General features: G+C 65.8%; 22 protein-coding genes. 16 read left to right on the forward strand and 6 right to left on the reverse strand.

What is annotated here, in order from left to right; translation table 11 throughout:
- Positions 1-14: 14 nt before the first annotated feature.
- The 3 genes from cbiE to cobM are packed head-to-tail and all read left to right on the forward strand — an operon-like array spanning position 15 to position 2,403.
- Positions 15-1,250 carry a precorrin-6y C5,15-methyltransferase (decarboxylating) subunit CbiE gene (gene cbiE, locus QQL87_RS21465; RefSeq protein ID WP_284420561.1) on the forward strand — a complete coding sequence of 412 codons (1,236 nt, stop codon included), beginning with the start codon at positions 15-17 and terminating at the stop codon, positions 1,248-1,250.
- Complete coding sequence (locus QQL87_RS21470) at positions 1,247-1,645, forward strand: cobalamin biosynthesis protein (RefSeq protein ID WP_284420560.1); 399 nt, start codon at positions 1,247-1,249, stop codon at positions 1,643-1,645. Before cbiE ends, QQL87_RS21470 begins: the two co-directional genes overlap by 4 nt.
- On the forward strand, positions 1,642-2,403 hold the full coding sequence (gene cobM, locus QQL87_RS21475; RefSeq protein ID WP_284420558.1) for a precorrin-4 C(11)-methyltransferase: 762 nt from the start codon (positions 1,642-1,644) through the stop codon (positions 2,401-2,403). The genes QQL87_RS21470 and cobM overlap by 4 nt, the downstream gene beginning before the upstream one ends.
- Here cobM and QQL87_RS21480 read toward each other — a convergent pair.
- Positions 2,373-3,515 carry a cobalt-precorrin-5B (C(1))-methyltransferase gene (locus tag QQL87_RS21480; protein WP_284420556.1) on the reverse strand — a complete coding sequence of 381 codons (1,143 nt, stop codon included), beginning with the start codon at positions 3,513-3,515 and terminating at the stop codon, positions 2,373-2,375. The genes cobM and QQL87_RS21480 overlap by 31 nt on opposite strands.
- A gap of 35 nt (positions 3,516-3,550) precedes the next feature.
- Here QQL87_RS21480 and QQL87_RS21485 point away from each other — a divergent pair, with 35 nt between their 5' ends.
- Both QQL87_RS21485 and bluB read left to right on the forward strand, forming a co-directional pair.
- Positions 3,551-4,891 carry a cobyrinic acid a,c-diamide synthase CobB gene (locus QQL87_RS21485; protein WP_284420555.1) on the forward strand — a complete coding sequence of 447 codons (1,341 nt, stop codon included), beginning with the start codon at positions 3,551-3,553 and terminating at the stop codon, positions 4,889-4,891.
- A complete protein-coding gene (bluB, locus tag QQL87_RS21490; protein WP_284420554.1) occupies positions 4,888-5,544 on the forward strand; it encodes a 5,6-dimethylbenzimidazole synthase in 657 nt (218 codons plus the stop codon). Before QQL87_RS21485 ends, bluB begins: the two co-directional genes overlap by 4 nt.
- Position 5,545: 1 nt before the next feature.
- On the opposite strand, the gene QQL87_RS21495 is transcribed toward bluB, so the two are convergent.
- A complete protein-coding gene (locus QQL87_RS21495; RefSeq protein ID WP_284420552.1) occupies positions 5,546-6,271 on the reverse strand; it encodes a formyltransferase family protein in 726 nt (241 codons plus the stop codon).
- Between the two features lie 21 nt (positions 6,272-6,292).
- On the reverse strand, positions 6,293-7,627 hold the full coding sequence (locus QQL87_RS21500; protein ID WP_284420551.1) for a hypothetical protein: 1,335 nt from the start codon (positions 7,625-7,627) through the stop codon (positions 6,293-6,295).
- 906 nt (positions 7,628-8,533) lie between these two features.
- Between QQL87_RS21500 and QQL87_RS21505 the strand changes: the two genes are divergently transcribed.
- From QQL87_RS21505 to QQL87_RS21555, 11 genes are all read left to right on the forward strand, one after another.
- Positions 8,534-9,238, forward strand: coding sequence for an RNA polymerase sigma factor (locus tag QQL87_RS21505; RefSeq protein ID WP_284420550.1), 705 nt, complete (start codon positions 8,534-8,536; stop codon positions 9,236-9,238).
- Positions 9,239-9,376: 138 nt separating this feature from the next.
- On the forward strand, positions 9,377-10,204 hold the full coding sequence (locus tag QQL87_RS21510; protein WP_284420549.1) for a flagellin N-terminal helical domain-containing protein: 828 nt from the start codon (positions 9,377-9,379) through the stop codon (positions 10,202-10,204).
- 61 nt (positions 10,205-10,265) lie between these two features.
- On the forward strand, positions 10,266-11,978 hold the full coding sequence (gene fliD, locus QQL87_RS21515) for a flagellar filament capping protein FliD (protein ID WP_284420548.1): 1,713 nt from the start codon (positions 10,266-10,268) through the stop codon (positions 11,976-11,978).
- A complete protein-coding gene (locus QQL87_RS21520; protein WP_284420547.1) occupies positions 11,978-12,403 on the forward strand; it encodes a flagellar export chaperone FliS in 426 nt (141 codons plus the stop codon). The genes fliD and QQL87_RS21520 overlap by 1 nt, the downstream gene beginning before the upstream one ends.
- Before the next feature lie 233 nt (positions 12,404-12,636).
- Positions 12,637-12,909 carry a hypothetical protein gene (locus tag QQL87_RS21525; protein ID WP_284420546.1) on the forward strand — a complete coding sequence of 91 codons (273 nt, stop codon included), beginning with the start codon at positions 12,637-12,639 and terminating at the stop codon, positions 12,907-12,909.
- A 398-nt stretch (positions 12,910-13,307) separates the two neighbouring features.
- Entirely contained in the window at positions 13,308-13,970 is a 663-nt protein-coding gene (locus QQL87_RS21530) for a flagellar hook assembly protein FlgD (RefSeq protein WP_284420545.1), read from the forward strand.
- A gap of 22 nt (positions 13,971-13,992) precedes the next feature.
- The gene (flgE, locus tag QQL87_RS21535; protein WP_284420544.1) at positions 13,993-15,231 is read left to right on the forward strand and encodes a flagellar hook protein FlgE; all 1,239 of its coding nucleotides are present in this window, start codon (positions 13,993-13,995) and stop codon (positions 15,229-15,231) included.
- Positions 15,232-15,233: 2 nt separating this feature from the next.
- A complete protein-coding gene (locus tag QQL87_RS21540; protein WP_284420543.1) occupies positions 15,234-15,503 on the forward strand; it encodes a hypothetical protein in 270 nt (89 codons plus the stop codon).
- A gap of 16 nt (positions 15,504-15,519) precedes the next feature.
- Positions 15,520-15,972: a flagellar protein FlgN gene (locus QQL87_RS21545; RefSeq protein ID WP_284420665.1), complete on the forward strand. Its 453-nt coding sequence runs from the start codon at positions 15,520-15,522 to the stop codon at positions 15,970-15,972.
- 27 nt (positions 15,973-15,999) lie between these two features.
- Complete coding sequence (gene flgK / locus QQL87_RS21550; protein WP_284420541.1) at positions 16,000-17,742, forward strand: flagellar hook-associated protein FlgK; 1,743 nt, start codon at positions 16,000-16,002, stop codon at positions 17,740-17,742.
- A gap of 15 nt (positions 17,743-17,757) precedes the next feature.
- Entirely contained in the window at positions 17,758-18,666 is a 909-nt protein-coding gene (locus QQL87_RS21555) for a flagellin (protein ID WP_284420540.1), read from the forward strand.
- A 177-nt stretch (positions 18,667-18,843) separates the two neighbouring features.
- Here QQL87_RS21555 and QQL87_RS21560 read toward each other — a convergent pair whose 3' ends face one another.
- The 3 genes from QQL87_RS21560 to QQL87_RS21570 form a co-directional block, all read right to left on the reverse strand.
- Positions 18,844-19,365 (reverse strand): hypothetical protein, encoded by a 522-nt coding sequence (locus QQL87_RS21560; protein ID WP_284420539.1) that lies wholly within the window; start codon positions 19,363-19,365, stop codon positions 18,844-18,846.
- A 162-nt stretch (positions 19,366-19,527) separates the two neighbouring features.
- On the reverse strand, positions 19,528-19,938 hold the full coding sequence (locus QQL87_RS21565; RefSeq protein WP_284420538.1) for a BA14K family protein: 411 nt from the start codon (positions 19,936-19,938) through the stop codon (positions 19,528-19,530).
- Between the two features lie 141 nt (positions 19,939-20,079).
- Positions 20,080-20,871, reverse strand: a complete 792-nt coding sequence (locus tag QQL87_RS21570; RefSeq protein ID WP_284420536.1) for an alpha/beta fold hydrolase — start codon at positions 20,869-20,871, stop codon at positions 20,080-20,082.
- Position 20,872: the final 1 nt, after the last annotated feature.

Here is a 20,872-nt window from a genome sequence, read left to right on the forward strand (position 1 = left end):
GCGGGGCAGGGTCCATGGTGAGTCCCGATGCAACTTGCAACGTGGTGCGCTGGCTGTCCATCGTCGGCATCGGCGAGGATGGTCTCGACGGTCTCTCGGCGCAGGCGCGCAATCTCGTCGCGGGGGCGGCGCTCGTCGTCGGCGGTGCGCGTCATCTCGAGCACGCCGCGGCGCTGATCACGGGCGAGCGGCTGGCATGGCCGAGCCCGCTGCACCTGGCGTTCGATCAGATTGCCGCGTGCAGGGGACAGTCGGTCGTCGTGCTCGCGAGCGGCGATCCCTTCAACTACGGCGTCGGCAAGCAGCTGATGCAGCGCTTCGATGCTGCGGAAATGCTGTGCGTGCCGCAGCCTTCCGCCTTCAGCCTGGCAGCCGCCCGGCTGGGATGGCCGCTGCAGGACGTGGCCCAGGTGACGCTGCACGGGCGGGCGCTCGAGGGCATCATCCGCCATCTGGCGCCTGGCGCGCGCATTCTGGCGCTGGCCTGGGACGGATCGACTGCCGCAAAGCTGGCTGCATTGCTGACGTCGCGGCACATGGGGCGCTCGCGCTTGACGGTGCTGGAAGCGATCGGCGGTCCGCAGGAGCGGGTGCGCTGCGCCGACGCCGACGGCTTCGCGCTCTCGGATATTCATCCTCTCACGACGATCGCCGTCGAGGTGATCGCCGAGCCGGACGCGCCGGTGATCCCGCTGACATCGGGCCTTGCCGACGACCTGTTCGAGCATGACGGCCAGCTTACCAAGCGCGACGTGCGGGCCGTGACCTTGTCGGCGCTGGCGCCGCGTCCCGGCGAACTGCTGTGGGACGTTGGATTGGGCTCTGGCTCGGTCGCGATCGAATGGCTCCTGCGGCACGGTTCGTTGCGCGCGATCGGCATCGAGGCGCGGCAGGACCGCGCCGACCGCGCGATGCGCAACGCGCTCGCGCTCGGTGCTCCCGATCTGAAGGTCGTGGTGGGGCGCGCGTCGGCATTGCCGGCCGGCCTCGAGCCTCCGGATGCGATCTTCATCGGCGGCGGCATTTCTGAAGAGGGCGTCTTCGAATCGGCGTGGTCGCGCCTGAAGCCCGGCGGCCGCCTTGTCGCCAACGTCATCTCGCTCGAAGGCGAGTCCCGGCTGATCGATCTGTTCGGCAGGCATGGCGGCGAGCTGGTCCGGATCGCGGTGTCGCGCATCGAGCCGGTCGGCCGCATGCACGGCTGGCGGCAGGCGATGCCGGTCACGCAATGGCGGGTGAACAAGCCATGATCGCGCTCGGGATTGGCTGTCGTCGTGAGGCGAGTGCGGAAGACATCGGCAGCGTTGTCGCAGAGGCGCTGACCGCTGCGCGCATCGCGCTCGACGATGTCGCGGTGATCGCAACCGCGCTCGACAAGCTCCGGGAGCCCGGCGTGATCGAGACGGCACAGCGGCTTGGACGGCCGCTGCTCGGGATCGGCACCGACGATCTCGCGGCCGTCGCCGATCTTGCCGTGACGCGCAGCGATCTCGTCCAGCGTCTCAAGGGCGTGCCATCCATTGCGGAGACTGCAGCGCTCGCCGCCGCGGGCCGCCATGCGCGGCTGATCCTGCCGCGACTGGCCCATGCCTCTGCGACCTGTGCTCTGGCGCAAGGCGAGGGCGCTGCGGAGAACGGCCGATGACGGTGCATTTCATCGGTGCCGGACCTGGCGCGGCCGATCTGATCACCTTGCGCGGCCGCGACCTGATCGCGCGCTGCCCGGTGTGTCTCTATGCCGGCTCGCTTGTCCCGAAGGCGCTGCTCGATCATTGCCCGCCGGGCGCGCGTCTCGTCGATACCGCGCCGCTGGCGCTCGACGAGATCATCGCCGAGATGGTCCGGGCCACCGCCGCGGGCGAGGAGGTGGCGCGGCTGCACTCGGGCGACCTCTCGATCTGGAGCGCGCTCGGCGAGCAGCTGCGGCGTCTCGACGCGCTCGAGATCGCCTACACGGTGACACCCGGCGTACCGTCCTTCTCGGCCGCGGCCGCCGCGCTCGGCCGCGAGCTGACCCTGCCGGGGTTGGCCCAGTCGGTCGTGCTGACGCGCACGTCCGGCCGCGCTTCGGCCATGCCCGAGACGGAACAGCTGTCCTTGTTCGCGCAATCGCGCGCCACGCTCGCCATCCATCTGTCGATCCATGTGCTGGACAAGGTCGTCGACGAGCTGCGCCCGCATTACGGCGACGATTGTCCGATCGCCATTGTCTATCGCGCGAGCTGGCCGGATGAGCGCGTCGTGACCGGCACGCTCGCGACCATCGCTGCGCAGGTCGCGACGGAGCCGATGGAGCGCACTGCGCTGATCCTGGTCGGCCGTGCGCTCGGCGCGGAGGATTTTCGCAACAGCGCGCTCTACGACGCCGACTATCAGCGGCGCTTTCGCGGGAGAGGCGAATGAGCCGGTCCGCTGCTCTGGCCGACCAGTCTGCCGTCGCGATCGAACACGGCGATGTCGAGCGCGATGGCGTCGTTGCCGAGGGCACGGTGCGCGGTCTGCCACGCAGCCTCGGCCACGATCGCGCCCGCAGGGAATTCCGCACGCTCGGCGTCCTGCAGCACCTGCAGCGCGGTGTTGGCGCCGCGCGCCGTGGCGACCAGCGCATCCGGCGCGCCTGCGTCGTGCAGCGTTTGCGCGAGCCAGCCGAGATCGACCTCGCCGGCCCGCGAATGCAGATCGAGCAGGCCCTGGCCGAGCTTGGTCATCTTGGCGAAGCCGCCGGCCACCGTCACGCGCGGGACGGGATGACGGCTCAGATATTTCAACATGCCGCCGGCGAAGTCGCCCATGTCGATCAGCGCGGCGTTGGGCAGGTCGTGGAGCTGCTGCACGGCCTTCTCCGACGTGCTGCCGGTGGCGCCGGCGATGTGCGGCAGGCCGCTCGCGCGCGCGACATCGATGCCGCGGTAGATCGAATGGATCCAGGCGGCGCAGCTGAAGGGCACCACGATCCCCGTCGTGCCAAGGATCGACAGCCCGCCGACGATGCCGAGCCGCGGGTTCAGCGTCTTCTTCGCCAGCTCCTCGCCACCGGGAATGGAGATCTCGATGATCACGTCCCGCGTCGCGCCGAGCGCGGCGGCGGCCTCGAAGATCGCTGTCGAGATCATCTCGCGGGGCACCGGATTGATCGCGGGCTCCCCGGGCGGCAGCGGCAGTCCCGGCCTGGTCACCGTTCCGACGCCGGGACCTGCACGGAACGTGATGCCGGTTCCAGCCGCGCCGTGCTGCACCGTCACCTTGATCAGGGCGCCATGGGTGACGTCGGGATCGTCGCCGGCATCTTTCACGACCGCGGCGGTCGCGTTTGCATCGCAGGACTCGTGCATCGCCACAGCAAAGCTGACGCGGCGCCCGCCGGGCAGGGCGATCTCGACCATCGCGGGACAGCTGCCGGTGGCCAGCAGCTCATAGGCTGCGCGCGCGGCCGCCGTCGCGCAGCTGCCGGTGGTCCAGCCACGTTTCAGTGGTCGGTTCGGCGCGGCCACAGGTTCCATCATGGCCGACCGCATAGCACATTTTGCCGGCACACGGCGGTGCTCCGGCCATGACGGCAGCGGCCCCCAGGGGGATCATCATTGCAGCGCCGCGTTCGGGCGCCGGCAAGACCACCGTGACGCTCGGGCTGCTGCGCGCCCTGGCGCGGCGCGGCCTGCGCGTGCAGCCGTTCAAATGCGGTCCGGACTACATCGACCTCGCCTTTCATTCGGTCGCGGCCGAGCGGACCAGCTACAATCTCGACAGCTGGGCGATGTCGGAGGCGCAGCTCACCGGGCTGGTCTCCAGCGTGACGGCCGACGCCGACATCGCCGTCGTCGAAGGCGTCATGGGCCTGTTCGACGGCGCCCCGCAGGTCGGCCGCGCGGGCCGCGGCTCGGCCGCGGATCTCGCAGCGCTGCTCGGCTGGCCGGTGGTGCTCGTTCTCGACGTCAGCGGCCAGACCGAGACGGCTGCCGCCGTCGCACTCGGCTGCGCGCGCTTTCGCGACGACGTTGAAGTCGCCGGCGTGATCCTCAATCGCGTCGCGAGCGAGCGGCACCGGGCGTTGATCGCGCCCGCTTTCGCGACCGTCGGGATCGGCATTCTCGGCGCGCTGGCGCGCGATGGGCAGTTGACGCTGCCGGAGCGCCATCTCGGCCTGGTCCAGGCTCAGGAGATCAGCGCGATCGAAACCCATCTCGACCGTCTGGCGACACAAATCTCCACGTCCGTCGATCTCGATGCGGTGCTTGCCCTCGCGCGCCCGATGCGCACGACGGGTCGGGCCGTGCAGCTGCAGCGCTTCGGCATCGATCCGCCGGGACAGCGTATCGCGCAGGCTGCGGACGCCGCGTTCTCGTTCAGCTACCCGCATCTCCTGCGGCATTGGCAAGCGGCGGGCGCCGAAATCGTGCCGTTCTCGCCGCTGAACGATGAGGCTCCCGATCCCGCTGCCGATGCGGTGTGGCTGCCGGGCGGCTATCCCGAATTGCATGCGGGACGATTGGCGTCGGCCGGCTGCTTCCTTGGCGGCCTGCGCGCGATGGCCTCACGCGGCGTTCCGATTCACGGCGAGTGCGGCGGCTACATGACGCTGGGGGCAGGGCTGGAAGACGCGCACGGCGTGCGGCACGCGATGTCCGGCCTGCTGTCGCTGGAAACCTCGTTCGCCAAGCGCCGCCTGCATCTCGGCTATCGCCGGGCGGCGCTGCTGGCCGACTGCAGCCTCGGCCCGAAGGGAACGGTGGTTCACGGTCACGAGTTCCACTATGCGACGATCCTGCAGGAGGCGGACGATCCGCTGATCGACTGTCGCGATGCGACGGGTCGCGCCATCGCCGAGCGCGGTGCGCGGCGCGGAACGGTGACCGGGACATTCCTGCACGTCCTGAGCGGAGAGAGCGCATGAGCCAAGCGACCGCAGCACCGCCGCGTTTCGACGCCTCGTTCAGAGCACGCTTTGCCGAGCTGGTGCGCTGGCGCCGCGACGTCCGGCGCTTTCGCCGCGAGCCGGTCGCGCCTGAGCTGATCGAGCAGTTGCTCGCGCTCGCATCGCATGCGCCGTCGGTCGGCTTCTGTCAGCCCTGGCGTTTCGTGCTGGTCGAGAGCGCCGCGCGCCGCGCTGCGATCATCGAGAACTTCAAAGCGGCCAACCAGGCTGCGCTGGCGGGCTACGATGGCGAGCGGCGTGCGCTGTATGCCGGCTTGAAGCTGGAAGGACTCACCCAGGCGCCCGTCCATCTCGTCGTCTGTGCCGACGAGGGCGCCGCGACCGGTCATCGTCTCGGCCGCGCCACGATGCCGGAAACGCTGCGCTATTCGGTGGTGGCGGCGATCCAGACGTTCTGGCTGGCGGCACGGGCCGAAGGACTCGGTGTCGGCTGGGTATCGATCCTCGATCCGGCCGCCGTCGGTCGGGAGCTCGACCTGCCGCCCGATTGGACGCTGATCGCCTATCTCTGTGTCGGCTGGCCGGAAGAGGAGCATGACGACCCGGAGCTGGAGCGTCATGGCTGGGAGGCGCGGCTCGATCACACCGTGACCGAGCCGCTGAAGCGCTAGATTACGAGGCCATCGCCAGCGCCGGCGCGTCCAGCGCGACAGGCGCGACGGATGGGCAAGCTGCGCCGTCCAGCCGAAAGCGCATGCCGTGCAGGGTCACCGTGAGCGGAATGCCGCGGAAGTCGTCGTGGAAGGCGCTGATGCGGCGCGCCATCTCGGCGGCGTCGATGTCGGCCGGCATGTCGCACATCTCGGCATACATGCGCCGCGTGCTCTTGATCCCGCTCCAGCCGATCGGGAGAACCGGCAGCGGACCGGTGTGACAGGCCAGATCGTGCGACATGCGCCAGAACAGATAGGCGAGGCGCACGAACGTCATCTGCTCCAGGCCTCTGACATCGACCCCGCGCGGAATGTCGAACGTCTCGACGCCGACGATGGCACCGCAGTCGACGCGCGGCTCCATCACATGGGCGGTCGCGCCGAAGCGCGTCGCGCCGTCGTAGGTTGCGAAATGAGCCGGCGCCCAGCCTGGATAATCCGGCGGCGCCGGATGAAAATTGTAGGCGCCGTGGCCCAGCGCCTGAAGGATCTCGGAGGGAACGATCACACCGGTGGTGAAGGCGAGCAGGCGGGATTCGGCGAGCACGTCGCGGCCGATGGCCTGCAGGTCCTGCTCCGTGACGGCGCAACGGAATGACAGCGCAGGATTGTGCGCCTTGAGCAGCTCGGTCAATGCAAGCTGCTGATCGCGGCTGCCGGTGAGAAGGATGATCGTGGTGAGCATGATGCAGATCCGGTGTTGGGTTCAGCGCCCGTAGGCATCGATCTTGAGCGGTTGCCGCGCGGCCTCGGCGACCGCGAAGGCACGGAACAGGTTCGGTGGCAGCTCCTGCCCGGGCGCCACCTCGATCACCTTGTTGTCGGCCAGAAAGGCCGCTTCCCTGGCGAGACGCACGTCCTGCTGCCAGGGGCAGAGCGAGAGCTCGAGGCGCGAGAAGCCGCCGTGATCATGGATGAAGGCACTGGTCAGCGCCTCGATGCTCGCCGCCGTGTCACGTGCGCTGCTGCCCTCGACCTCGCGCAGAATGACCGTGACCGCGTTCTGTTTCGTCACATCCGATTGCAGGATGAGCAGTGGATCGCGCGCACCGGCGCGGCCGGCGCGCCGGGCGGAACGGGCGAGGGCTGCGAATTCAGGATCGGGGCCGAGATCGGCGGCCGTTGGCCGCAGATTGTGGACGATCGCTGCCGTCCTGGCTCCGTGCTCGCCGGCGACCGCGTGGTAGGAGCGGGGCAGCCAGACCGTGTCGAGCGGCACTTGTGACGACACCAGGCTCCATGCCTGATCGATGAGATAGCCATCCCAGACATCGGGGTGAGACGAGGCCATCTCGCGCCAGACCGCCAGCAGCATCCCTGCCGCCTCCGACTGGCCGAAATAGAGCGTCCGTGCCGACATCTCCCAGCCGTTCCACGTGTGAACGCCAAAATCGCAGCCGGCGAGCAGCGGCAGATTGGGAACCGACTGCAGCATCACGTCGGCGTCGACGAACAGCAGCGGCGCCGCATGCCGCTGCCACATGCGCTGAATGAAGCCGGCCTTCTCGGCCGCGCTGACAACGCCGCGCTGACGGGTCTCGATCGACTCGAGGTCGAGCGGCAGGCCCAAGCGCTCCACCGAGCGCCGGAGGTGATAGATGTGCAGATCGCCGACATTGCTGGCGTGACACGACACGACGCGCAGCCCATCGCGAGCGGGCGCAGCGTCGGGCAGGCGCCAGGCCGTTCCGCCCCACCACATTTCATGCGGTCCGTCGGCGGACGCTCCGACCGTGCCGAACGCGGTCAACTTCGATTTCAGGAAGTCGAATGCTGGATTCTCGCCAAACGGGATCACGACGGCATCATGCGCCGTCAGCGAGCCGTAGAGCAGCTCGGCACCAGCCCCCGTCGGCGGGTCGATGACGACAATGGTCCGCCCCTGCCGAGGCGAGAGGCGGTCGCTCCATGGGACCAGCGGTCCGAATGTCTGCGAAAGCCATCGCAGACGGTGTTGCTGTTGCCTGCCGAGCGCGACGCCCTCAGCGCGCAGCGCTTGCACCGAATCGTCTTCGCTGGCGGTCGCGTCTCGTCGCATCATGCCGGGTCCTCCTGCCAGTAAAACGGACCACGGCACTCAATCAGGCGCATCGATCGCATCGGTGCTGCTGATGTTGCGCAAAGTCAGGTGTAGCTCGATGTCTGGACGCGTCACGCGCGACCTTCGTTGCGAAATGTTGCCGACGGTGTTCGGGCTTGCGATTGAGTGAACAGCTTTACGGCAGGCTGAGCGTCTTTGCCTCTCACTTGGATCCACGAAAGGCGGGAATTGGACGAGCCTGGCAGCGAGTTGAGCCTGAATTCATCGCTGTTGATCGCGTGCGCAGCTGTCGCTCGCGACCGCAGATCACGTGTCTCACATGCAGGGATGGAAACATTCAGCAACGATCTACATCTCGCGCGCGCGACAGCGCTTCCCGCATTTTTCATGCTGGCTGCTTCGATGTTCGTGACTGTCAGCTACTACAACGTATGAGCTCGCGATATCAGGCGCGGAGATCTGCAAAAAAGTATCCGTCGATTCAAAAATCGTAGTCACGGCAACTGACAGACTCAAAAAATACGATAATTTCGTCGAGGTGATTCGGAAAAAATTGCCGGGTTCGGCTGATCCCATCGGGTGAATTTTCGTCTCCCGCAACCGTCGTGTTCGCGAGCGCGCGCTGTGCGCCGTGGACGGTGTTAGTAAGCGTTGTAGCTGCGTTCTCTGCTGAATTCGTCTTTCGAAATGAATCCCCGCCATGCAGACCCGCGGCCTTCCATGCTCAAACATCCCACCGCGCATCATCCGCGTGCGGCAAAATTTGCCCTGGCCTAGGCAAAACATTCCACGTAAGCATCTGAAAAATAACGAAAAAACTCCGCCTGTTTATTCCGGTCATGGCGTTCAACGATCGGAAGCCGTCTGCGAGCTGCGCATCCGGCATTGCGGGTTGGAGATTCGGAAATGAGCTACGCGCTGGACGTCTGGGCCCCGGCCGATGGCGTGTCTTCGAACGCGCCCGCGTCACCGGACGTTGCGACGGTGCCGTGGAGCGAGTCGGTCAGCACTGTTCCGGACTGCGTGCCGTCAGGCGAGACCGTGGTGTTCGACGAGGACAAGGAGCTGCTCGACCGGCTCGCAACCGGCGACGAAGCAGCGTTCCGTCTTCTGGTCGAGCGTCACATCGATCGGGCCTATGCGATTGCGCTCCGCATCGTCGGGAATGCCGCCGACGCGGAGGACGTCGTGCAGGACACGATGTTGAAGGTGTGGACCCATCGCGGCCGCTGGCAGCACGGCCGCGCGAAATTCTCGACCTGGCTTTATCGCGTGGTCAGCAATCGCTGCATCGACCTCCGCCGCAAGCCGCGGACCGAGAACGTCGACGTGGTTCCCGAAGTCGCGGACGGCAAGCCTGATGCGGTGAGCGTGATCGAGCGTGCCGAGATGAACGATCTTCTCGAGGCGGCGATGCAGCGACTGCCGGAGCAGCAGCGGGTCGCCGTCATCCTGTCCTATCATGAGAACATGAGCAACGGCGAGATCGCCGAGGTGATGGACACGACGGTGGCGGCCGTGGAGTCGCTGCTGAAGCGCGGGCGCCAGCAATTGCGCGAGATGCTGCGCCGACATGAGCGCGACATCCGCGGCGCCTTTACTGATTGCTAACCATAACATTCCCGGCGCAAGAGAATTTCCGCCTGATTCCCGCAGGCGCCTCCGTTTGATCGGTCAGACGGGGCTGATCCGCACCGTCAGTCCTTCCACGATGCGGCGTGTCTCGCCGATCACTCAGGAGTTCTCACCGTGCCCGCAATTTCAACCAACGTCGCCGCAAACTCGGCCGTCCGCTATCTGAACATCAACTCCGCCCAGGAGACCAGCTCGCTCTCCAAGCTGTCGAGCGGCTCCCGCATCACCTCCGCCTCCGATGACGCCGCAGGTCTGGCGATCTCGACGCGCATTTCCTCGGATATCACGACGCTGCAGCAGGCCGCGACCAACGCGTCGCAGGCGACCTCGATCCTGCAGACCGCGGATGGCGGCGCGTCCAACATCAGCGACATCCTGGCGCGCATGAAGTCGCTGGCCTCCGAGTCGGCGTCCGGAACCACGGTCGACAGCAGCAGCCGCAGCTATATCCAGTCGGAATTTTCGCAGCTGACCAGCGAAATCGATTCGATCGCATCGGGCACCCGCTATTCAGGCACCAGCCTGTTGGACGGCTCCAGCTCCTTCTCGGCCGGTGTGTCGGTCCTCGTCGGTTCCTCGGCCAGCGATACGATCAGCATCAAGCTGTCGAGCCTCACCTCGACGGCGCTCGCCGTTTCGACGCTCGACGTCAGCACCCAGACCGGTGCCACCGCGGCACTGACCGCGTTGGATACGGCGATCAGCACCGTGTCCCAGGCGCGTGCCGATATCGGTGCGCAGGAGTCGCGCTTCAATTTCTCCGCTGACTCGATCTCGACGCAGACGCAGAACCTGCAGTCGGCCAACTCGGCGATCAAGGACACGGACATCGCGTCGGAGCAGGCCAAGCTGTCGTCGGCCCAGGTGAAGACCCAGGCCGCCGTGTCGGCCGAAGCCGCAGCGAACCAGATCCCGCAGTACCTGCTGAAGCTGCTGGGCTGAGCCGTGATCTGCCGGGCCGGCGTCATGCCGGTCCGGCCTTTCCTTCGGAGAAGGCCGACCAATGACCGTGAGCAGCGCCACCTCGAGCACGAGCGGCACCACCTCCTCATCCTCGTCCTCGACGAGTTCGAGCAGTTCGCTCACGACGTCCGGGACGAGCACGACAAGCACGATCGACTGGACCGCGCTGATCCAGTCCGCGGTCAATGCCAAGCTCTCCCAGGCGACCCAGATTTCCACCAAGATCACCGCGAACGAGGCCAAGATCACGGCCTATCAGACGCTGCAGACGTCGCTAAAGACGCTCTCGTCGGGATTGTCATCGCTGGCGACGGCCGTGGTGAACTCGCTCGCGACCAACGTCTTTGCGACGCGTGCGGCCACGATCAGCGCGACCGGCGATGTCAGCGCTTCATCGGCGCTGTCGATGTCCGTGAACAACGGCGCGGCGACCGGGAGTCACACGCTGACCATCAGCCAGATCGCGACCGCGCAGAAGGTGACGGGAACGGCGCAGTCCAGCCAGACCACAGCGCTGGGCTATTCCGGGACATTCTCGCTCGGCCTGTCCGGCGGCAGCACGGCCGATATCTCCATCACGAGCGGCATGACCCTGCAGGACGTGGTCAGTGCGATCAATGCGCAGAGCTCGACCACCGATGTCGAGGCCTCGATTGTGCAGGTGTCGAGCGGATCCTACCAGCTGGTGCTGACGGGCACGCAGGACGCGGCCGATATCACCTATTCCAGCTCGTCCGGCGACGATATCCTCAACCAGCTGGGGGTGACCGATAGTTCGGGCGCCTTCTCCTCGGTGCTGCAGACGGCGCAGGCGGCGCAATTCACCCTCGATGGCATCAGCCTGACCCGCAACACCAACGACGTCACCGACGTTCTAAGCGGTGTTACTTTTGATCTCCTGCAGGCGACGCCGTCCGGGACGACCCTCAACGTCACCATCGGCACCGATACGAGCCAGATCTCATCCGCGCTGCAGACCTTCGTCACAAACTACAATGCGTTCCGCGACGCCGTGCTGGCGCAGCAGACGACCAACTCCGACGGTACGGCCGCGTCCAGTTCGGTGCTGTTCGGCGACGGAACCATGCGTCAAATCATGAACTCGCTCCAGACGGTCCTCGGCACCTCGGTCGGTGGCCTGACGATGGCGGACCTCGGCCTGTCGTTCAACGAGAAGAACGAGCTCGAGCTCGACACCGGCACGCTGTCGACGATCCTCAGCACCAATCTGAGCGGCGTGACGACGCTGCTGTCGGCCCAGACCACGACGTCCTCGAGCCAGCTCAGCGTGGTCAACACCGGCACCTCGCCACAATCCTTCACGCTGGACCTCACGGTGGATTCATCGGGCAGTCTGACGGCCGCGTCCGTCGGTGGCGACAGCTCGCTGTTCACCGTCAGCGGCAACACCATCGTTGGCAATTCCGGAACGATCTATGCCGGCATGGCCTTCACCTACACCGGCACGACCTCGCAATCGATCACGGTGACCTCGACCCAGGGCCTCGCCACGCAGATCTACCAGATCGCGAAGACCGCTTCCGCCAGCACCGGCTCGCTGCAGACGCTGATCGACAACCTGACCACCCAGGACGAGACGATGCAGTCCAAGGTCAACGACATCAACAGCGCGGCGGCGACGTTCCAGACCCAGCTCACGGCGCAATACGCCAAATATCAGGCCGCGATCGAGAGCGCCAACAACACGCTGACCTATCTGAAAGCCCTCCTCAACGCGAGTTCGAGTAACTGATGACCCAGAGTTCGATGGCACAATTTGCAAGCCAAGCCTATCGCGGCGCTGCCGTGGCGGTTCCGCCGCTGCGCGCAATCATCATGCTGCTCGGCGGGGCGGTGACGTGCCTGCAGAAATCCCTGCAGGCGCACGAGGCGCGCCGGTTCGAGGAGGGGCACGACCAGCTGACGCGGGCGACCGCCATTCTGCGCGGATTGAGCCTGCACCTCGATCCGACGCGGGGTGGGGCGGTGGCTGACCAGCTGTTTGCAACCTATAACGCGCTGATCCTGGCCGCCCTGCGCGCCTATGGCCGTCCCGGCATGCGCGCGAATTTTCAGCGCATCATCGATAGCCTGCTGGAGCTGCGGATGTCCTGGGAGGCTGTCGATGCTGCCACACGGGTTGCACGCGTGCCGGGTGATTCGGCCAACCGACGGTAGTTTCGCCGAATCGTCCTGCTGCTGCAGCGCGGAAATCTTGGGAAACTGACCAGCAACAGCCTGTATCGTATCGCAAAGACGGTATCCTGTGCCGCTGTTCGTGGGTCCGGCCCCCGAAATCTACGGGCTTTCCGATCTCGCCTTGCGGTCGTTCGTCACAATCGGCCGATATCAATTTCGTTCGCCCGCTGAATGCTTTAAGACAGTCCACGGAGCGCTGGATTGGGCGGACGATGGACGTCAGGGAATTTGAAGATCTGATCGATCGCCTGGGCGAGGATATCTCCCGCTGGCCGGTCGAGCAGCGCCAGGCGGCAGCCGAGCTGCTCGCAACATCTGCTGCTGCCAGCCAACTGCTTTCAGACGCCCGGCTCGTCCGCGAGGCGTTGTCGTCGCCTCCGGTTCGTGCGCCCGCCGGCCTGACCGCGCGCATTCTGGCTGCGGCCAGCAGGGCGACGCCGGAAGAGGCGACAGCCGCGCCCGCCGGCGCTCACCAGCCGGGCTGACGTCTCAGCCGCATTAAGCCCCGTCCGTGGGGCGGAATACGCCGCGGCTCGCATGCCGTCCCGATCGGACAGGACGGCGTCGAGAGGCGACGCCGTGTCCTCCATGACGCGATCGCCAGGGCTCTGGCAGCGCCGCACCACCTCGATTTCATCCCGCCTAACCGATTGCGCCGCCTTGAAGCACTCGTCCGATTGGGACTGGAGCGCGGGGCACCAGGCGAATTTTGCCGCCTCTGCCCAATGGCGCGGCGGCAAATTCTGCCGTCGGATCAACTAATTCCACCAACTAATTGTGCGCCTGGATTCGGCGCTCCGGCCGTTTGATCAGCAAACGCCCTCACGACCGAATTGTCGTGATGTGTCCCGCCGCTGCCAGCGGCGAGAGCCGGAGTTCTGCCATGACTATTTCCGCGACGAGCTCGTCGACCGCGACCACCTCATCGACCTCATCATCGAGCGATTCGCGTACGACGCTGAGCTCGACCGACTTCCTCCAGCTTCTGGTCAGCGAGCTGCAGAACCAGGATCCGCTGAACGCGACCAGCGTCACCGACTTCATCAACCAGATGACGTCCTACGCCAACTACACCTCGCAGCAGTCGCTCAACACCAGCATGACGTCGCTTGCCAGCTCGTTCTCGAGCCTGGTGACGCTGAACTCGGTCAACTACATCGGCCATACGGTCGAAGCCAAGACCGATACCGCCGTCCTCTCCAACGGCTCGGCGACGTTCGGCTATTCGCTGTCGTCGGCCGCGTCGAACGTCTCGATTTCGATCAAGGATTCCTCTGGAAACACGGTCTGGACCGGGACCGGCACCGGCAACAAGGGCTCCAACTCGATCACCTGGGACGGCAAGGATTCGAGCGGCAATCAGCTCAGCGACGGCGGGCAATACACGATCTCGGTCACCGCGACCGACTCGGCCGGAAACTCGGTCCTCAACTACACCACGATCACCGGAACAGTGACCGGAATCGATACCTCGACCAGCACGCCCTCGCTCACCGTCGGCGGCGTTCCAGTCAGCGCCAGCAACATCATCGGCGTCACCTCCTGACGATTTCATTCGGAGTACAATCATGAGTCTTTCTGGGGCCCTCTCATCGGCGATCTCGGCGCTCAACGCCCAGAGCTCGTCGCTCGCGATGATCAGCGACAACATCTCCAATGCCGACACGACCGGGTACAAGACGACGTCCGGAATGTTCGAGCAGCTGGTGACGGCATCGAGCAGTTCGAAGGCCTATTCGTCCGGCGGCGTGTCGGTGTCCGGCCGGTCCAACATCACGCAGCAGGGGCTGCTGGCCACAACGACGAATGCGACGGACGTCGCCATCCAGGGCTCCGGTTTCTTCGTCGCCACCAACTCGACCTCGGCGGGCGGCGAGACCTTCTACACCCGCAACGGCGCCTTCACGACCGACAATGCCGGCTATCTCGAGAATAGCGGCTATTATCTCGAGGGATGGCGCACCGATGCGAGCGGCAACGTCGTCGGCAACGGGCTCGAATCGATCAACACCAAGGTCGCGCTGACCAATGGCGGGGCGACCACCAAGACGTCGCTGGCGGCCAACCTGCCGGCCGATGCCGCCAGCGGCGACAGCTTCAGCAGCTCGATGACGGTGTACGATTCGCTCGGACAATCGCACACGCTCAACGTCACCTGGACGAAGTCGACGACCGCGAACGAATGGACCGCCGCGGTTGCGCCGGCCACGAGCACGGACGGCACGGTGACCAGCGGCAGCTATACGATCGACTTCAACTCGGACGGCTCTCTCAGCACGGTCTCCTCGACCAATCTCGGCATCACCTGGAACAACGGCGCGGCCGCGAGCTCGATCGCGCTGAGCTTCGGCACCACCGGCGGCGGCACCGACGGCCTGACCCAGCTGTCCTCCGGCAGCACGACGCCGAGTGTCTCCAACTTCAGCGCCAATTCCGACGGCATCTCGTTCGGGACGCTGAGCAGCATCTCGGTTGGAAGCAACGGCCTCGTCGAGGCGACCTATTCCAACGGCCAGACGGTTCCGATCTACAAGATCGCGGTCGCGACCTTCGCCGATCCGAACGGCCTCGTGGCGCATAGCAGCAGCATGTACACCTCGACCGCGACATCGGGCAATGCGACGCTGCAGGCGTCGGGCGAGAATGGGGCAGGGACGATCTACGGCAGCGAGCTGGAGTCCAGCACGACCGATACCACCGGTCAGTTCAGCAACATGATCTCGGCCCAGCAGGCCTACTCGGCGGCATCTCAGGTGATCTCGGCTGTCAACAAGATGTACGACACGCTGATCTCGTCGATGAGGTGACAATGGCCGACCTGAAAAAGGAGCGGCTCGGCGAGGGCGAAGCTCTGTTGAAAAAGCTGCGCCGGCTGAGGCTGCGCGCTGCTGCGGCCGGCAAGGACGACCGTAAGCAGCTCCTGGCGCTGATGGACGACATCGAGACGGTCCGCCGGAAGCTGTTGCGCGAATGCGCGCAGCTCGAGGAGGAATTCCGGGTCGCCGAAGTCCGGGTGACCGCCTTGAACACCTATGCGCGGGTGGCACAGACAGGCCGCCGACCGCCGCGCGACCATTGAGATTGGGGACGAGATGATGAAACAAGCAGTCCAGGCGGAGCGACGGCCCGCCAGCGAGCAAGAGGTGCGAACCCTGATCGCGCTGATCGACGAACTGATGGCCGTGATATCGGAAGAGAATGCCGAGCTGGCCAAGGGCCTGCCAGCCTCCCGCTCCAAACAGCTCGACGACAAGAACCGCCTGGCAGGGCTGTTCGAGCAGCGGGTTGCCGAATGCGCCAGGCATACGGCAAGCCTCGACGTGCGCGACCGCGTCCTGCGTGAGCAACTGATGGAGCACATCCTCAACCTGCGCGGCGCGATGGACGAAAATCTCGTACGCCTGCGCGCTGCCATCGAGGCGAGCAATCGTCGCATCGAGGCCGTGATGCAGGCCATCCGCGAGCAGATTGCGAATGCCTCGCCCTATGGCGCCAGCGGTCGCCGCACGACGCGCGCGACGTCGTGCGGGACCAATGTCAGGGCGTGATGGCCATCCAGCATCGGAGGTAGGGCGATGTCGCTCGATATAGCGCGTCTGGTTGCATTCAGCGGCATCTCCACCACGGAGCTGCAGATCAGCGTGGCGTCGTCGAACATTTCGAACGCCGATACCAAGGGGTACACGCGGAAGACCGCCAATCAGGTCGCCGACGTGACTGGCGGCATTGGAACCGGTGTGTCGATCACCGGCATTTCGAGCACCGTCGACAAGCTGCTGCTCAAATCCCTGATCGGGGCCAATTCCGATCTCGGTGCCGCCGATACCACCAACAGCTATCTGACGCAGCTGCAGCAGCTGTTCGGCAGCGCCTCGACCTCCGGCACCTCGACCACGGGGACGTCACTGGCCAATTCGCTGGCGTCGCTGGAATCGGCGTTGTCCTCGCTGGCAAGCTCGCCGAGCAGCGTGTCGCTGCAATCGGCCGCCGTCAGTGCGCTCGACGACTTCGCAAGCCAGCTGCGCAGCACCTCCAGCGGGGTCCAGACCTTGCGCGGCAATGCCGACAAGGACATCGCGTCGTCGGTCCAGAGCGTCAATGACGATCTCAAGCAGATTGCCGACCTGAACGTCGAGATCCGCAAGATGGCGGCGTCGGGCCAATCGACGGCCGACCTGGAGGACGAGCGCAACTCGGCGCTGCAGGATCTGTCCTCCTACATGAACGTCAGCTATTACACGGCGTCCAATGGGGATCTGCAGGTCTATACGTCCTCGGGACGCGCTCTCGTCGACAGCTCGGCGCATACGCTCAGCTATACGGCGTCGGCCAATGTCTCGGCCTCGTCGAGTTTCAGCGGCATCATGGTCGACGGCGTCGACGTCACCTCGCAGATCACGTCCGGCAAGATCGGCTCGCTGATCACGCTGCGTGACGACACGCTGCCGGCGGTGCAGACGCAGCTCGATCAGCTGGCCTCGCAGCTGAAATCGGCGCTCAATTCGATCACGGAAGGGGCGTCGGCGGTGCCGCCGCCGACCACCCTGACGGGAACGGCGGGCGTCAGCAGTACGACCGCGTTGTCGGCGTCGGGAACGGTCCGCATCGCCGTGGCCGACCAGAGCGGCAATCTTGTTTCCTACCAGGATCTCGATCTCTCGTCCTATGCCACCGTTGGCGATCTGGTCACGGCGCTCAACGGCATTTCCGGAGTGTCCGCCTCGATCGATTCCAGCGGACATCTGTCGATCAGCGCTACGTCGTCTTCGAACGGCATTGCGATCAACGACATGACGAGCGCTATCGGAGGGGGCGGCTTCTCGGGCTATTTCGGCATGAACGATCTCGTCACCGGGACGGGAGCGTCCAATTTCGCCGTCAACAGCAGCATCCTGAGCGGAGCCGCCGGCCTGCCGACCGGCACGCTCGACAGCTCGGCGACATTGACCACCGGGAGCCAGGTCCTGACGTCGGGCTCGGCGACGATCATCAACAAGCTCTATGACAAGCTGACCGGCTCGACCAGCTTCTCGTCGGCTGGAGGTCTGAGCGCGACGACCGGATCGTTCGCCGACTATGCTGCGGCGATCGTCGCCAACGTCGCCAGCAAGGCATCGCAGGCGTCGAGCGCCTACACGGCGAAGTCGACGGCCCAGTCGAGCTATGCGAGCTCGCTGTCCTCGCAGTCCGGCGTCAACATCGACGAGGAGACCGCGCGGCTGAGCTCGCTGCAGAACAAATATGCGGCAGCCTCCCAGCTGATCTCGGTCATCAACAGCATGTTCTCGTCGCTGCTGACGGCTGTGCAGTCGACCTAGCCCGGAGTTGATGTCATGACGATGCGCATCGCGACGTTCGCGAACTCCGACCAGATGATCACGAGCGCGCTGCGGACGCAGGCGACGATGGCCAATCTTCAAGTGCAGGAGGCGTCCGGACTGAAGTCGGAGTATCTCGCCGACTACGGCGCCGACACCCAGCACGTGGTCAATCTGCAGGTCTCGGTGACCCGGGCGCAGTCGTATATCGACGCGGCGACGCTGGCCGACAGCAAGGTGCAGGTCATGTACTCCGCGGTCGGCCAGGTCTCCGACATCGTCAGCCAGCTGCGCACGGCCTTGAGCGCTGCGAGCTCCGGCACGAGCACGGGCACGACATCCGCCATCAGCTCGGCGCAGCAATTGTTGCAGCAGATGGCCGGTATCCTCAACACCCAGTATGATGGGCAGTACCTGTTCGGTGGCGCGCGGACCTCCACCGCCGCGGTCGACACCTCGACCTTTGCTTCCGGAACCGGATCGCTGACTACGGCGGATACCAGCTACTATCAAGGCGATAGCGAGTTGGCCTCGGTCCGGGTGTCCGATGGCCAGTCCGTCAGCTATGGCGTGACCGCCGACAATTCGGCCTTCGAGGAGGTCATGCGTGTCCTGAAGTTCGTCGCCAATAGCTCGACCCTCTCATCGACCGATCTCACCTCGGCGCTGTCGCTGGCGGATCAGGCCGTGGATGACGTCGCGACCGTGCAGGCGAAGCTGTCCGACTCCGCGTCGCGGATCGAGAATGCGAAGTCGCAGCAGACCGACTTCAAGAGCTATGCCGAGAGCCTCGCGACCGATCTCACCAGCGTCGACGTCGCCGCGGTCACCGCACAGCTGTCGACCTACCAGGCGCAGCTCACCGCCTCCTACACGGCGATTTCCAAGATCCAGAGCCTCAATCTCGCGAGCTACCTGCGTTAGCGGTGGCAAGGAAAACGACCAAAGCATACGGCATCAACTAAGTGACGCGGACTGCGGTCGGTATCACCCGTCGATGTGGTGGAATGGCCGAGAAGCGCAAGAGGGTTTTTGCCTCTTGCGCTTCTTTTTCTCTCATGCAGCTGTCGTCGCTAAAAATGCGCGGCGGCCCGACGGCGGCTACCAGTGACGGGCCCGGACGATCCCGTGGCCGTGCCGATGGCCGAAATGGTTGCCATGCCAGCCATGACCGCCGTGCCAGCCGGGGCCACGATAATAGCCGTAGCTCTGCCGCCAGGGACGCGGGCTGACATAGCCGTAGCTGCGATAGACCCGGCGCGGCGCATAGGCGTAGCCGCCGTAGTAGGGCTGGGGGGCGTAGGCCGGATAGTAGCCGCCACCGTAGCCGTAATACGGAGAGCCGGCATAGCTGTAGCCGTAGCTGGGATAGGGCCTGTAGCCGCCATAATAGCCGGGTGCGGCGATCGCCGATCCTATCACGGCGCCGGCCAGCAGGCCTGCGCCGATGCCGACACCGCCGCCCCAGCCCCGATAGTGGACCTGGACCGCGTGCTGATCCTCGACGGCGGGCTTGGCGGCGGCAGAAAGCGCCGTCAGCGGCGCCGCGGACGCGGATTGCAGGCCAGCGAGCGCGATCGCGCCGGTCATGGCGAGCGTTGCTGCAGCTTTGAAGGGTGCCATTCTGGTTTCTCCCATTGATGAAGGGCTGTCGCTCAACAGGACAGCAGGGATTTCGTTGCAGGCGGTGTGACGGACGGATTGTCGCGCGCCTCGGGATTCAAAGCGCCGCCCCTGTGTTCCACAGGTCGGGTCGATGCCGAACTTGCTCATCGGCCTTCATCCTCATCGGCAGCGATGGCGCCGGCCGTCCTTGCCCAAATATGTTCCCGAGCGCGGGTCGTAGGAGCGGAAGCGCTGAGCGCAGGAGATCTCCGTCTCCGCCGCCTGCGCACGGCTGTTGGCGATCGCTCCGCTGATGATCGCTCCGGCCGCGAGGCCGCCGAGAACGGCTGGGCCTTTGGGCTCGTGGTGGGGCCGGTAGCCATATTGATAGCCGTGACGGCGGCCGAGGCCGGGGTGCCAGTCGTGTCCGCCGCGCCAGTGTCGGTAGGTCACGTTGTGTCGTGCGCTGCTGTCGGCCGTCGAAGCCGCGGGCGCCGGGTGAGTCGGCATCAGGGGGGCCGCGGCCACGGGTGTTGCGGCGGAGAGGGCCAGGGCTCCGAGGGCGGCGGTCAAAACCAGTCGCAGTTCCATCTGCGTGCTCCTTTCTGTCGCGAGACATATGAGGAGCAACGTTTCGCCACAACGCGTCGGACCGCGTCATCTTGGCGCCGCATCGGTGGCAGGACGTCGCAGCGACCTGCATCTCCCAAGGCCGCTGCGTCGCGACCTGCGTCAGCGCGCCGGCGCGATCAGCGCGTCGAGCAGCGCATCGGGACACTCGGCCATCATCGTGTGACCCGCGCCGGGCAGCACGACCGTATGGGCCTGCGGAATCGCTGCCGCCAGGGCCTTTCCGGCCTTCACCGGCGTCATCATGTCCTTCTCGCCGAGGATCAGCCGGGTCGGAACCCTGATTTTCGCCGCCGCGGCCAGCGCATCCTGATAGGCGTTGCAGGCGGCGAGATCGTTGAACAGCACGCCGGGTGCGCAGCGTTCCAAGGTCGCCTGCGCGCCGCCATGCATCCACAGGCCCGGCGCGCGGCTGCCGCCGAGCTCTGCGGCAAAACCGAGACCCCAGATCGAGACCATGTCGATCGCGGTGTGATCATTGGCTTCCGCGGCCTGCAGCAGATCCGGCCCCACCGTCATCGTCGCGGCCGTGCCGATCAGGCTGAGCGCCGACACGTGGTCGGGATGGCGCGCAGCCGCGTCGAGTGCGATCAGCGAGCCCATCGAGTGGCCGATGAGATGTGCGGGCTTCGCATTGATGGTGTGCAAAAGCGCGGCGATCCAGTCGGCCATCGCTGCGATGGTCGGCAGCGCCGGTCCGGCGGAGCGGCCATGGCCAGGCAGGTCGGGCGCCAGCACGGCAAAGCCGTGATGCGCGAACCAGCGGCTGTGCAGCGCCCAGACCGAATGGTCGAAGCCGGCGCCATGCACGAACACGACCGCGGGCAGCGACGAATCGAAGGCGCGGCCGCCGGTGGCGGCGAAGACGTCATGATCTCTGATCGACAGCTGCATC

The sequence above is a fragment of the Bradyrhizobium sp. SSBR45G genome (genome assembly GCF_030159255.1).
Classification (GTDB): Bacteria; Pseudomonadota; Alphaproteobacteria; order Rhizobiales; family Xanthobacteraceae; genus Bradyrhizobium.

Excerpts from the sequence above, each read along its gene's own strand:
- QQL87_RS21480 (WP_284420556.1), bottom strand. The coding sequence starts at position 3,515 with ATGCGGTCGGCCATGATGGAACCTGTGGCCGCGCCGAACCGACCACTG.
- QQL87_RS21540 (WP_284420543.1), top strand. The coding sequence starts at position 15,234 with ATGGCCGACCTGAAAAAGGAGCGGCTCGGCGAGGGCGAAGCTCTGTTG.
- fliD (WP_284420548.1), top strand. The coding sequence starts at position 10,266 with ATGACCGTGAGCAGCGCCACCTCGAGCACGAGCGGCACCACCTCCTCA.
- QQL87_RS21570 (WP_284420536.1), bottom strand. The coding sequence starts at position 20,871 with ATGCAGCTGTCGATCAGAGATCATGACGTCTTCGCCGCCACCGGCGGC.
- QQL87_RS21505 (WP_284420550.1), top strand. The coding sequence starts at position 8,534 with ATGAGCTACGCGCTGGACGTCTGGGCCCCGGCCGATGGCGTGTCTTCG.
- cbiE (WP_284420561.1), top strand. The coding sequence starts at position 15 with ATGGTGAGTCCCGATGCAACTTGCAACGTGGTGCGCTGGCTGTCCATC.
- QQL87_RS21500 (WP_284420551.1), bottom strand. The coding sequence starts at position 7,627 with ATGATGCGACGAGACGCGACCGCCAGCGAAGACGATTCGGTGCAAGCG.
- QQL87_RS21560 (WP_284420539.1), bottom strand. The coding sequence starts at position 19,365 with ATGGCACCCTTCAAAGCTGCAGCAACGCTCGCCATGACCGGCGCGATC.
- QQL87_RS21525 (WP_284420546.1), top strand. The coding sequence starts at position 12,637 with ATGGACGTCAGGGAATTTGAAGATCTGATCGATCGCCTGGGCGAGGAT.
- QQL87_RS21520 (WP_284420547.1), top strand. The coding sequence starts at position 11,978 with ATGACCCAGAGTTCGATGGCACAATTTGCAAGCCAAGCCTATCGCGGC.
- QQL87_RS21495 (WP_284420552.1), bottom strand. The coding sequence starts at position 6,271 with ATGCTCACCACGATCATCCTTCTCACCGGCAGCCGCGATCAGCAGCTT.
- QQL87_RS21555 (WP_284420540.1), top strand. The coding sequence starts at position 17,758 with ATGACGATGCGCATCGCGACGTTCGCGAACTCCGACCAGATGATCACG.
- QQL87_RS21470 (WP_284420560.1), top strand. The coding sequence starts at position 1,247 with ATGATCGCGCTCGGGATTGGCTGTCGTCGTGAGGCGAGTGCGGAAGAC.
- QQL87_RS21545 (WP_284420665.1), top strand. The coding sequence starts at position 15,520 with ATGAAACAAGCAGTCCAGGCGGAGCGACGGCCCGCCAGCGAGCAAGAG.
- QQL87_RS21565 (WP_284420538.1), bottom strand. The coding sequence starts at position 19,938 with ATGGAACTGCGACTGGTTTTGACCGCCGCCCTCGGAGCCCTGGCCCTC.
- QQL87_RS21485 (WP_284420555.1), top strand. The coding sequence starts at position 3,551 with ATGACGGCAGCGGCCCCCAGGGGGATCATCATTGCAGCGCCGCGTTCG.
- QQL87_RS21530 (WP_284420545.1), top strand. The coding sequence starts at position 13,308 with ATGACTATTTCCGCGACGAGCTCGTCGACCGCGACCACCTCATCGACC.
- flgE (WP_284420544.1), top strand. The coding sequence starts at position 13,993 with ATGAGTCTTTCTGGGGCCCTCTCATCGGCGATCTCGGCGCTCAACGCC.
- cobM (WP_284420558.1), top strand. The coding sequence starts at position 1,642 with ATGACGGTGCATTTCATCGGTGCCGGACCTGGCGCGGCCGATCTGATC.
- bluB (WP_284420554.1), top strand. The coding sequence starts at position 4,888 with ATGAGCCAAGCGACCGCAGCACCGCCGCGTTTCGACGCCTCGTTCAGA.
- flgK (WP_284420541.1), top strand. The coding sequence starts at position 16,000 with ATGTCGCTCGATATAGCGCGTCTGGTTGCATTCAGCGGCATCTCCACC.